Genomic DNA, 10763 nt, shown 5'->3' on the forward strand with positions numbered 1-10763 from the left:
GGTTCGAGCCCCGTCACTCGCGCCATGCGGCGCATCTCCCCGGAAATGCGGGACATGCGCGCAGGCCGGGCCTTTGCAGGCCCTCTCGTTTCTGCGCTAAGCCGCTGCGATGATCCGTATCTATGCTCGCGCGCTCGCGCTTCTCCTCGCCACCACCGCTCTCCCGGCCTCGGCCCAGATCGCTGCCGATTCGAAGCGAATCGAACAGACCGTCCGCACGATGGCGTCCGATGCGTTCGAGGGGCGCGCGCCCGGCACCCGCGGCGAGGACCGCACCCTCGGCTATCTGGTCGCGCGATTCGAGGCGCTGGGGCTGGCGCCGGCCGGTCCGGACGGCCAGTGGCTCCAGAAGGTGCCGTTGCTCCACACCCGCCTGGGCTCGCCCGCAACACTGCGATTCGACGGCCCGAAGGGCGCGATACCGGTCGAGCAGGCCAAGGACCTCTACGTCTCGACGATTCGCCCCGATGCCGCCGCGCGAATCACCAACGCCCCGGTGGTGTTCGTCGGCTATGGCGTGACCGCGCCGGAGCGGCAGTGGGACGACTTCAAGGGCGTCGACCTGAAGGGCAAGGTCGCGGTGTTCCTGGTCAACGATCCGGACTTTTCCGCCGAGAAGGGGGAGCCGGTCGTCGGCACGTTCGGCGGGCGGACGATGACCTATTATGGCCGCTGGACCTACAAGTTCGAGGAAGCGGCGCGGCGCGGCGCGGTCGGCGCACTGATCGTCCATGACACGCCCGGCGCCGGCTATGGCTGGAACGTCGTGGTGAGCAGCGGCGGCGAGAATTACGACATCGTCCGCAAGCCCGAGGAGCTGACCAGCGTGGCGCTGCAGGGCTGGCTGGAGGGCGGGGCGGCGACGCGGCTGTTCGCCTCGGCCGGGCTCGACCTGGCCAAGCTGCGGGTCGAGGCGCGCAAGGCGAGCTTCCGGCCGGTGCCGCTGGAAGGCGTGCGCTTCACCGCCGACGTGCCGGTCACCGCCGAGCAGGTCGACAGCTACAATGTCCTTGCCAAAATTCCCGGCAGCGAGCGGCCAGACGAGGCGGTGATGTTCGGCGCGCATTGGGACGCGTACGGCGTCGGCAAGCCCGACGCGAAGGGCCGCATCTACCGCGCCGGCGCCAATGACGACGCGCTGGGCATTGCCGGGCTGCTCGAGATCGCGCGGGCGATGAAGGCGGGGCCGGCGCCAAAGCGCAGCGTCGTCTTCGCCGCCTGGACGGCGGAGGAGCGGGGGCTGCTCGGCTCGCTCTATTACACCCAGCACCCTGTCGTGCCGATGGCTAAGACCGTCGCCAACCTGACGCTCGACATCCTCCAGACGGCGGGCCTCGCCAACGATGTGGTGCTGGTCGGCAAGGGGCAGAATACGCTCGAGGACGACATGGCCCGCGTCGCGGCAACGCAGGGGCGGCGGGTGACGCCCGAGGGGCTGCCCGAGCGCGGGCTGTTCTACCGGGCGGACCATTTCTCCTTCGCCAAGCAGGGCGTGCCGACGCTGCTGCTGATGGGCATCGCCGGGGCGTCGGACCTCAAGCAAGGCGGCGTGGCGGCCGGGCAGGCGTGGATCGATGCCTATACCGGCCAGTGCTACCATCAGGCGTGTGATGCCTGGGGGCCGGACTGGAACCTGGCGGGGGCGGTGCAGGACATTGACCTGCTCGGCACGATCGGGGCGGAACTGGCGAACGGCTCGGCCTGGCCGACGTGGAAGGCGGGGTCGGAGTTCAAGGCGCTACGCGAGCGTTGAGGCAGGCCCCCTCCACCACCGCCTTCGGCGGCGGTCCCCCTCCCCCGCTGCGCGGGAGAGGAAACGCTTACTTCGCCGCCGCCCTTAGTGTTTCCTCTCCCGCGAAGCGGGGGAGGGGGACCGCGCCGCACTAGCGACGTGGTGGAGGGGGCATCCGCCAGCGCCCCGTCTCCATCCAGCGCAGCAGCGGCTTCAGCGGCAGGATCCACACGATCCCCAGCGCCAGATACACCAAGGTCTGCACCAGGATCGGCAGCCGCCCGATCTGCCCCGAAAAGCTCGCGACCAGCACGACCCACACGAGGATCAGCCCCACGATCGCCAGCGCCCCGGCGGGTTTGCGCCAGCTGGGGTTCATGGCTCGGCGTGCCACAGCATGCCCTGCTCGGTCACCACGGCATGGAGCGGCACGTCCCAGATGTCGGCGGGGAGGGCAGGGACTTGCTGCGCGGACCAGGCCACGCCCACCCGCCAGGCCTTCTCGAAGCGGGCGAAGGCGCGGTCGTAATGCCCGGCACCCTGGCCAAGGCGGTTGAGTCGCGGGTCATAGCCGATCAGCGGCGTCAGGATCACGTCGGGCGCGACCTCGGGACTGGCGGCATCCGGCTGGCGCAGCCCGAACGGCCCGGCGACCAGCGGTGCGCCCATTTCCCAGGCGAGGAAGCGGATCGGCGCCGCGCGATCGATCACATGCGGCAGCGCCAGTGCACAGCCGCGCTCGGCAGCGGCCGCGGCGAGCTGGGTCGGGTCGGCCTCGCTGCCTACCGGGCAATAGGTCGCGACGATCATCCCAGGCGTCAGCTTCTCGACAAAGGCCTCGGGCGCACGGATCGCGGTACTCGATTCCGCCGCGAACAGGTCGCGCGCGGCGCGAAGTCGCGCACGGAGGGCGGGCTTGTCGCTCAGCATCGGTGTCGCGGGCAAGGTGTGACGGGAACCACCATGGGCCGTTGGCCTGAATATCCACCGACGCACAGAACGTCAGGTGGGAACCATGTGTTGCAGACCAGGATCTGCACAGGGACAGCTCCCATGGATGAAGATTATAGCCTCAGGGATAATTGCTAAGGCTCGCACCGGGCAGTTCCCGCCACGGTTCTAATCTAGGACGTCGCGTCGCTTTCCTCAAGGGCCGATGCAACGGCTTCGAGCCGATCGGCGATCCGCTCCAACAGCCCGTCGGGAACGGCAGGCGCGGGCGCCGGCTTCTTCTCGGCCTCGTCCAGCGCATCGGCGAGGATCAGCGCGAGATAGAGCAGCGTGCGCTCGCCGCTTTGCCCGCCGGCAGCGCGCAGCGCGGAATCGGCATGGCGGCCGATCCGCGCTTCCAGCTCGCGAAGATGCGGCATGTCCTCGTCGCGCGCGGATACCGAGTAGCTGCGCCCGGCGACCTGAAGCGTGATCTCCGCCATCAGCCCTGCTCCTCCTCGGCCGTGTCCGCGTCATCGCCGGCCAGCTGGGCCTCCAGCTCGCGCTCGCGGACGATCAGCGCGTCCAGATCGACCAACGCCGACTCGATCCGCGCGCGCAGCCGTGCATTGCGGGTCTCGAGCCTGGCGCGCACCTGCGTCTGCGCGGCCGCGGCGACTTCGATACGCTTCAGCGCTCGCGCGATACGATCTGCTACTGGGTCGGACATTGTCTCAGCCGGATAGCATGGTTCGGCGCAGCGGCAAGGGCAGCAGGGTTAATGCAGGTCGTAACGCCCCCGCCGAACGGTTGACGCGAGGCCCCGGTGCTTCCAAAGGCGTGCGCGACCAGACGGGGAATATCACGTGACAGCATCCTTCGCCGATTGTGCCAACGCCATCCGCGCGCTTTCCATGGACGCGGTGGAAGCCGCCAATTCGGGTCACCCCGGCATGCCGATGGGCATGGCCGATGTCGCGACCGTCCTCTTCCAAAACTATCTCAAGTTCGACGCCGCCGATCCGGCCTGGCCCGATCGCGATCGCTTCGTGCTGTCCGCCGGCCATGGCTCGATGCTGCTCTATTCGCTGCTGCACCTGACCGGCTATGCCCAGCCGACGCTGGAGGACATCAGGAATTTCCGCCAGATCGGCAGCCCCTGCGCTGGCCACCCCGAGAATTTCGAGCTGGCGGGCGTCGAATGCACCACCGGCCCGCTGGGCCAGGGCCTGGCCATGGCGGTCGGCATGGCGATCGCCGAGCGCCACCTCAACGCAACCTTCGGCGACGATCTCGTCGATCACCGCACCTGGGTGATCGCCGGCGACGGCTGCCTGATGGAAGGCATCAACCACGAAGCGATCGGCATCGCCGGGCACCTCAAGCTCAACCGCCTGATCGTGCTGTGGGATGACAACAACATCACCATCGACGGCCCGGTCTCGCTGTCTTCGGTCGAGGACATCCCCGCCCGCTACCGCGCCACCGGCTGGCATGTCGTCGAGTGCGACGGCCATGACGCGGCGGACATCACCCGCGCGCTCGACGAAGCCGTCGCCAGCGACAAGCCGGTGCTGGTCAAGTGCCGCACGATTATCGGCAAGGGCGCGCCCAACAAGCAGGGCTCGTCCAAGGTCCATGGATCGCCGCTGGGCAAGGACGAAGTCGCCGCTGCCCGCGCCGCGCTCGGCTGGGCCCATCCGGCGTTCGAGATCCCGCAGGACATCCGCGACGCGTGGCTTGCCGCCGGCGCCCGCGGTGCCGCGGCGCATGCTGCCTGGGCCGAGCGCCTCGCCGCGCATCCGGATCGCCTCGGCTGGGAACGCCGCGGCGACGTGCCGGCGGACCTGCTCCGTCCGCATGTCGAGCAGCTGCTCGCCAACCCGCAGAAGGTCGCGACCCGCAAGGCGTCGGAGCTGGCGTTGGAGGCGGTCAACGCGATCCTCGACGAGACGATCGGCGGCTCGGCCGACCTCACCGGCTCGAACAACACGCTGACCAAGGGGCTGCAGCGGCTCGACGCCGACAATTACGGCGGCCGCTACGTCAATTACGGCATCCGCGAATTCGGCATGGCCGCGGCGATGAACGGCATGGCGCTGCACGGGGGCGTGATCCCCTATGGCGGCACCTTCCTGGTCTTTGCCGACTATGCCCGTGCGGCGATCCGCCTCTCGGCGCTCCAGCATGCCCGTGTCGTCTATGTGATGACGCATGACTCGATCGGCCTCGGCGAGGACGGCCCGACCCACCAGCCGGTCGAGCACCTTATGAGCCTGCGCGTCATCCCGAACCTCGACGTGTGGCGCCCGTGCGACGTCGTCGAGACCGCCGAGGCGTGGGAAGCCGCGCTCGCCAAGACCGACGGTCCCGCGCTGATCGCGCTCAGCCGGCAGAACCTGCCGCTGCTGCGCACCGAAGCCGCCGAGAACCGCTCGGCCCGCGGCGCCTACGCGCTGCTGGAGGCGGAAGCCCCCCGCAAGGTGGTGGTCTATGCCACCGGCTCGGAAGTGGAGATCGCGGTCGCCGTGCGCGAGGCGCTGGAAGCCCAGGGCATCGGCACCGACGTCGTCTCGGTCCCATGCTTCGAGCGCTTCGACGCGCAGGACGCCGCCTACAAGCGCGACATCCTGCCGCAGGATGCACTCAAGGTGTCGATCGAGGCTGGCACCACCTTCGGCTGGGAGCGCTATACCGGAAACGATGGTTTGCGCTTCGGCGTGGATAGCTTCGGCGCTTCGGGTCCCTATCTAAAGCTCTACGAACATTTCGGTCTCACTGCGGACGCCATCGTTCCGCAGATCATCGCTAAGCTGAACGGAGAACAGGCATGACCAAGGTTGCGATCAACGGTTTCGGACGTATCGGCCGGTTGGTGGCACGCGCGATCCTCGAGCGCCCGGAAAGCGGCCTCGAGCTGGTCACGATCAACGATCTCTCGGACGCGAAGTCGAACGCCTGGCTGTTCTCGCGGGACAGCATCCACGGCAAGTATCCGGGCACTGTCGAAGCCGACGGCAACGACATCGTCGTCGACGGCAAGCGCATCAAGGTGACCGCCGAGCGCGATCCGGCCAATCTGCCGCACGCCGAGAACGGCGTCGACATCGTGCTCGAGTGCACCGGCTTCTTCACCAAGCGCGAAGATGCCCAGAAGCATATCGACGCCGGCGCCAAGAAGGTGCTGATCTCGGCCCCGGGCAAGAATGTCGACCTCACCGTCGTCTACGGCGTGAACCACGACAAGCTGACCGCCGAGCACACCATCGTCTCGAACGCGTCGTGCACCACCAACTGCTTGGCGCCGGTCGCCAAGGTCCTCAACGACGCGATCGGCATCGAGCGCGGCCTGATGACCACGGTCCACGCCTATACCAACGACCAGAAGATCCTCGACCAGATCCACCCGGACCTGCGTCGTGCGCGCGCCGCCGCGATGTCGATCATCCCGACGACCACGGGTGCTGCTCGCGCTGTTGGCGAAGTGCTGCCGGAGCTCAAGGGCAAGCTCGACGGTTCGGCCGTCCGCGTGCCGGTGCCGGACGGCAGCCTCGTCGACCTGACCTTCCAGCCGAAGCGCGACACTAGCGTGGAGGAAGTCAACGCGGTGCTGAAGGCGGCGTCGGAGAGCGGCCCGCTCAAGGGCGTGCTGGTCTACACCGCCGACCCGATTGTCTCGGCCGACATCGTGCACACCCCGGCCTCGTCGACCGTCGACAGCCTGGAAACCGCGGTGATCGACGGCAAGCTGGTCCGCGTGGTCAGCTGGTACGACAATGAGTGGGGCTTCTCCAACCGCATGGTCGACACCGCGACCGTGATGGCCGGGCTCTAAGACCGAAGTCCTCCGCAGAAGCGGGGGACTCTTCTAAATTCCCTTCCCGCGTGCGGGAGGGGCTAGGGGAGGGGAGTGCGGCTGCGCGGGCGATCGGCCCGAGGATCAGCCCCTCCCCCGACCCCTCCCGCAAGCGGGAGGGGAGCGCAGGATGCGAGCGCTCCGCCAACAGGATGCCGCTCGCGCAGAGTTTCAAACGCGAGGGGTTCAGCATGGCGCGCACTTTCAAGACGCTCGACGACATGGGCGATATCACCGGCAAGCGGGTGCTGGTCCGCGAGGACCTCAACGTGCCGATGGCCGACGGCAAGGTAAGCGACGACACGCGCCTCCGCGCCGCGATCCAGACCGTCGCCGAATTGGCGGACCGCGGCGCCAAGGTGCTGATCCTCGCGCATTTCGGCCGCCCCAAGGGCAATCCCAACCCCGAATTCTCGCTCTCGCAGGTCGTCAAGCCGCTCGAGCAGGTGCTGGGTCGCTCGGTCCGTTATATCGACTGGGAAGGCGATGCCGCGTCGGTCGCGACGCTCAACGACGGCGACATCGCGCTGCTAGAGAACACCCGCTTCTTCGGCGGCGAAGAGAAGAACGATCCGGCCGTGGTCGATCGCTTTGCGGCCCTCGGCGACCTCTATGTCAACGACGCCTTCTCGGCCGCGCACCGCGCGCACGCCTCGACCGAGGGCCTCGCCCACAAGCTGCCCGCCTTTGCCGGCCGCCAGATGGAAGCCGAACTCGACGCGCTCGACAAGGCGCTGGGCAATCCCGAGCATCCGGTGGCAGCCGTGGTCGGCGGCGCCAAGGTCTCGACCAAGCTCGACGTGCTCAAGCACCTCGTCGCCAAGGTCGATCACCTGATCATCGGCGGCGGCATGGCCAACACCTTCCTCGCCGCGCGCGGCGTCGATGTCGGCAAGAGCCTGTGCGAGCATGACCTGACCGGCACCGCCGAGGAGATCATGGACGCGGCGGACGCTGCGGGCTGCACCGTCCACCTGCCGTACGACGTGGTGGTGGCGAAGGAATTTCGCGCCAACCCGCCGGTGCGCACGGTCAACGTCCACGAAGTCGCGGCGGACGAAATGATCCTCGACGTCGGCCCCGCTGCCACCGAGGCGCTCGCCGACGTGCTCAAGACCTGCAAGACTTTGGTGTGGAACGGCCCGCTTGGCGCGTTCGAAATTCCGCCCTTCGATGCGGCGACCGTCTCGCTCGCGCGCACCGCGGCGGCGCTTACCAAGGAAGGCCAGCTCGTCTCGGTCGCGGGGGGCGGCGACACGGTGGCGGCGCTCAACCAGGCCGGCGTAGGCGGCGAGTTCAGCTTCGTATCGACCGCGGGCGGCGCCTTCCTGGAGTGGATGGAAGGCAAGGAACTCCCCGGCGTCGCCGCACTGGCGCGCTAAACCTAAGCGTAAGATAGCCGTTTCCTCCCCCGCCAGGGGGAGGTGGCGCGCAAAGCGCGACGGAGGGGGAGGATGCCAGAACGGCCAGTTGGTCGCTGACCTCCCCCCGTCAGGCTGTCGCCCGACACCTCCCCTGGGCGGGGGACGATATGAAGCCCTTCAAGCCGGCCGTGGCGCTTTCAGCAGCGGCACCAGTTCACGGTTGAGATCGTCCAGGCGAAACGCCGCCGCCCGGGCGTAGCGCAGCACCCCCGCACGATCGATCACATAGTTGGACGGCACCGCGCCATCGATCGCCTCGTACGGCCCCTTGATCTTCTTCGTCGGCTGGATGCTCAGCGTCTCGAACAGCGGCTTCAGCTTGTACAGCGGTACCGAAGATTCGGTGGTCAGCGCATAGACGCGCAGGCCGTAGCGCTTCTGGAGCGCGTAATAGCGATCGAGCAGCGGCAATTCCTCTCGGCACGGCACGCACCAGGTCGCCCATATGTTGAGCACGATCACGTCGCCGCGCATCTCGGACAGCCGCACCTTCTCGCCGCCCACCAGGGTCAGTTCGGCATCCGGGGCGGGCTGGCCCACCACCGGCTTCGGTGCCGCATTTGCCGGTAGGCTCGGCAGAAGCAGCGCGGCGCTTCCCTGGAGCACTCGCCGTCGATTCCACATGATTCTGTTCCCCCATACCCCCGACCATAGGCTAGCGCGCCGCCGCATCGCGTCAATCACGGGCCTCGGCGGAACCAATAAGACACCAATTTCCCGGCAGGTATCGGAGCTGTTACGCTGTTGCGGAAGAAGTTTTGCTCCGCAGCATACGGCCAGCGTTGTCAGCCTTTCCGTTACCAATTTGGCGCGATAGGGACGCGGCATCGAACACCATGGAGGGAACCATCATGGGCATCACGCCGGCCGTAAAAGCGATCCTCGACCAGTACGGCTCCGACAATCCGGGCGTGAAGGCGAACCTCGCGCGCATCCTGATGCAGGGCAAGCTCGGCGGCACCGGCAAGCTGATCATCCTGCCGGTCGACCAGGGCTTCGAGCATGGCCCGGCGCGCAGCTTCTCGGTCAATCCCGACGCCTATGACCCGCACTATCATTTCCAGCTGGCGATCGACGCAGGGCTCTCGGCCTATGCCGCGCCGCTGGGCATGATCGAGGCGGGGGCCGACACCTTTGCCGGCCAGATCCCGACGATCCTCAAGGTCAACAGCTCGAACAGCTGGGCGACCGGCATCGACCAGGCGGTGACCGGCGGCGTCGACGATGCGCTGCGCCTCGGCTGCTCGGCGATCGGCTTCACCATCTATCCGGGCGCCGACGGCGTGTTCGAGATGATGGAAGAGATCAAGGAAATGCGCGCGCAGGCGGCCTCGGTCGGCATCGCGACGGTGATCTGGTCCTATCCGCGCGGCGGCAAGCTCAGCAAGGAAGGCGAACTGGCGCTCGACGTCGGCGCCTATGCCGCGCACATGGCGGCGCTGCTCGGCGCGCACATCATCAAGGTCAAGCTGCCCGCCGCGAACATCGAGCAGGCCGAAGCCAAGAAGCTCTATGAGGGCACCGACTGGTCCGACCAGGCCGATCGCGTGCGCCATGTCGTGCAGAGCTGCTTCGCCGGCCGCCGCATCGTCGTCTTCTCGGGCGGCGCGTCGAAGGGCGCAGATGCGGTCTACCAGGACGCCCGCGACATTCTCGCCGGCGGCGGCCAGGGCTCGATCATCGGCCGCAACACCTTCCAGCGCCCGCGCGCCGAGGCGCTGGCGATGCTCGACAAGCTGGTAGCGATCTACAAGGGCGAGGAGGCCTGAAACCTGCCCCGGCGGCGCCGACGGGTTCGCCCGGACGGCGCCGCCGCATAGCTGCCGCTGCTTGACCCCGAAGGACAGGGGGTGGAAGGCCCGCCCGCAAAGGCGGTACAGTTCCGCCGACATTCAGCAGCGGAGTACCCCATGTCCGACCCCTTCGACGATCTCGAAGACGAAGCGAACCTCGAAGGCTTTGCCGAGAAATTCGTCCGCGACGATCGTCGCCCGCCCTGCCAGCTCTATCTGATCTCGCCGCTCGACGTGACCGGCGGCTTTGCCGATCGCCTGCGCCGCGCGCTCGATGCCGGTCCGGTCGCCGCCTTCCAGTTCCGCGTGAAGGATGTCGACCAGCATCAGGCGGCCAAGCTCGCCGAGCCGCTCCAGCGCATCTGCGCCGATGCCGAGGTCGCCTTTATCGTCAACGACAGCGTCAGCCTCGCCAAGCGCCTCGGCGCCGACGGCGTCCATCTTGGGCAGGGGGATGGCGACGCCCGCGAGGCGCGCGTGATCCTCGGGCCCAATGTCCAGATTGGCGTGACCTGCCACGACAGCCGGCACCTCGCCATGGATGCGGGGGAGGCGGGTGCCGATTATGTCGCGTTCGGCGCCTTCTATCCGACCAGCACCAAGATGACCGAGCATCGCCCCGAACCGGTGATCCTGTCCTGGTGGTCGACGCTGTTCGAGATTCCTTGCGTGGCGATCGGCGGAATCACCCCGGCCAATGCGGCACCGTTGGTGCAGGCGGGGGCAGACTTCCTCGCGGTCAGCCATGCGGTCTGGGGCGGCGACGAGGCGGAAGCGGTGCGTGCCTTTGCCGCGATTCAGGGGATGCAGGGCTGATTCTGGCGAGATTCGCCGCTGATTCGGCGGGAGTGGTCATCAAACGGTCATTCCCGTCGGGATCATCGGCATTCAAAAACCGCAGATTTCCGCCACTTTCCGAGCCGCTGTCACGAAAACGACAGAAAGTTTCATTTTCTCGTTGACGGTGTTGGGAACCGCGCATAGAAGCCACTCCACCGACGCGGTGCTCTTCACTGAGGCAGCGGCGG

The 10763-nt window shown here is 67.7% G+C and carries 11 protein-coding genes, 1 tRNA gene and 1 other RNA gene (1 of these 13 only partly in view); 7 read left to right on the forward strand and 6 right to left on the reverse strand.

Translation table 11 applies throughout. The features are described from left to right. Both RT655_RS15700 and RT655_RS15705 read left to right on the forward strand, forming a co-directional pair. Positions 1-25: transfer RNA gene (locus RT655_RS15700), tRNA-Asp, on the forward strand (it extends 152 nt beyond the left edge of the window). 84 nt (positions 26-109) lie between these two features. After that, entirely contained in the window at positions 110-1753 is a 1644-nt protein-coding gene (locus RT655_RS15705) for a M28 family metallopeptidase (protein ID WP_313538441.1), read from the forward strand. 130 nt (positions 1754-1883) lie between these two features. Here the strand turns inward: RT655_RS15705 and RT655_RS15710 are convergent, their stop codons facing one another. From RT655_RS15710 to RT655_RS15730, 5 genes are all read right to left on the reverse strand, one after another. Continuing rightward, positions 1884-2111 carry a DUF2842 domain-containing protein gene (locus RT655_RS15710; protein WP_313538510.1) on the reverse strand — a complete coding sequence of 76 codons (228 nt, stop codon included), beginning with the start codon at positions 2109-2111 and terminating at the stop codon, positions 1884-1886. Beyond that, positions 2108-2662 (reverse strand): 5-formyltetrahydrofolate cyclo-ligase, encoded by a 555-nt coding sequence (locus RT655_RS15715; protein ID WP_313538443.1) that lies wholly within the window; start codon positions 2660-2662, stop codon positions 2108-2110. Before RT655_RS15715 ends, RT655_RS15710 begins: the two co-directional genes overlap by 4 nt. 21 nt (positions 2663-2683) lie before the next feature. Continuing rightward, positions 2684-2843, reverse strand: a non-coding RNA gene (ssrS, locus tag RT655_RS15720) — 6S RNA. Between the two features lie 13 nt (positions 2844-2856). Then, positions 2857-3165, reverse strand: a complete 309-nt coding sequence (locus tag RT655_RS15725) for a cell division protein ZapA (RefSeq protein WP_313538445.1) — start codon at positions 3163-3165, stop codon at positions 2857-2859. Then, positions 3165-3392, reverse strand: coding sequence for a hypothetical protein (locus RT655_RS15730; protein WP_313538447.1), 228 nt, complete (start codon positions 3390-3392; stop codon positions 3165-3167). Before RT655_RS15730 ends, RT655_RS15725 begins: the two co-directional genes overlap by 1 nt. Positions 3393-3528: 136 nt before the next feature. On the opposite strand from RT655_RS15730, the gene tkt reads away from it, so the two are divergent. The 3 genes from tkt (at position 3529) to RT655_RS15745 (ending at position 7900) form a co-directional block, all read left to right on the forward strand. Continuing rightward, positions 3529-5496 carry a transketolase gene (gene tkt, locus RT655_RS15735; RefSeq protein ID WP_313538449.1) on the forward strand — a complete coding sequence of 656 codons (1968 nt, stop codon included), beginning with the start codon at positions 3529-3531 and terminating at the stop codon, positions 5494-5496. Next, positions 5493-6497: a type I glyceraldehyde-3-phosphate dehydrogenase gene (gene gap, locus RT655_RS15740; protein WP_313538451.1), complete on the forward strand. Its 1005-nt coding sequence runs from the start codon at positions 5493-5495 to the stop codon at positions 6495-6497. The genes tkt and gap overlap by 4 nt, the downstream gene beginning before the upstream one ends. 212 nt (positions 6498-6709) lie before the next feature. Further along, a complete protein-coding gene (locus RT655_RS15745) occupies positions 6710-7900 on the forward strand; it encodes a phosphoglycerate kinase (RefSeq protein WP_313538452.1) in 1191 nt (396 codons plus the stop codon). 159 nt (positions 7901-8059) lie between these two features. On the opposite strand, the gene RT655_RS15750 is transcribed toward RT655_RS15745, so the two are convergent. Further along, positions 8060-8566 carry a TlpA disulfide reductase family protein gene (locus RT655_RS15750; RefSeq protein WP_313538454.1) on the reverse strand — a complete coding sequence of 169 codons (507 nt, stop codon included), beginning with the start codon at positions 8564-8566 and terminating at the stop codon, positions 8060-8062. A gap of 227 nt (positions 8567-8793) precedes the next feature. Between RT655_RS15750 and RT655_RS15755 the strand changes: the two genes are divergently transcribed. Both RT655_RS15755 and thiE read left to right on the forward strand, forming a co-directional pair. Further along, positions 8794-9711, forward strand: coding sequence for a class I fructose-bisphosphate aldolase (locus tag RT655_RS15755; protein WP_313538455.1), 918 nt, complete (start codon positions 8794-8796; stop codon positions 9709-9711). Positions 9712-9852: 141 nt separating this feature from the next. Next, positions 9853-10551, forward strand: a complete 699-nt coding sequence (thiE, locus tag RT655_RS15760) for a thiamine phosphate synthase (protein ID WP_313538457.1) — start codon at positions 9853-9855, stop codon at positions 10549-10551. The last annotated feature ends 212 nt before the right edge of the window (positions 10552-10763 follow it).

It is taken from the genome of Sphingomonas sp. (assembly GCF_032114135.1).
Classification (GTDB): Bacteria; Pseudomonadota; Alphaproteobacteria; order Sphingomonadales; family Sphingomonadaceae; genus Sphingomonas.

What these genes read in the sequence shown, in the direction of transcription:
- RT655_RS15755 (WP_313538455.1), top strand. Translation starts at nt 8,794, where the DNA reads ATGGGCATCACGCCGGCCGTAAAAGCGATCCTCGACCAGTACGGCTCC.
- RT655_RS15705 (WP_313538441.1), top strand. Translation starts at nt 110, where the DNA reads ATGATCCGTATCTATGCTCGCGCGCTCGCGCTTCTCCTCGCCACCACC.
- RT655_RS15710 (WP_313538510.1), bottom strand. Translation starts at nt 2,111, where the DNA reads ATGAACCCCAGCTGGCGCAAACCCGCCGGGGCGCTGGCGATCGTGGGG.
- RT655_RS15750 (WP_313538454.1), bottom strand. Translation starts at nt 8,566, where the DNA reads ATGTGGAATCGACGGCGAGTGCTCCAGGGAAGCGCCGCGCTGCTTCTG.
- RT655_RS15715 (WP_313538443.1), bottom strand. Translation starts at nt 2,662, where the DNA reads ATGCTGAGCGACAAGCCCGCCCTCCGTGCGCGACTTCGCGCCGCGCGC.
- RT655_RS15745 (WP_313538452.1), top strand. Translation starts at nt 6,710, where the DNA reads ATGGCGCGCACTTTCAAGACGCTCGACGACATGGGCGATATCACCGGC.
- RT655_RS15730 (WP_313538447.1), bottom strand. Translation starts at nt 3,392, where the DNA reads ATGTCCGACCCAGTAGCAGATCGTATCGCGCGAGCGCTGAAGCGTATC.
- thiE (WP_313538457.1), top strand. Translation starts at nt 9,853, where the DNA reads ATGTCCGACCCCTTCGACGATCTCGAAGACGAAGCGAACCTCGAAGGC.
- gap (WP_313538451.1), top strand. Translation starts at nt 5,493, where the DNA reads ATGACCAAGGTTGCGATCAACGGTTTCGGACGTATCGGCCGGTTGGTG.
- RT655_RS15725 (WP_313538445.1), bottom strand. Translation starts at nt 3,165, where the DNA reads ATGGCGGAGATCACGCTTCAGGTCGCCGGGCGCAGCTACTCGGTATCC.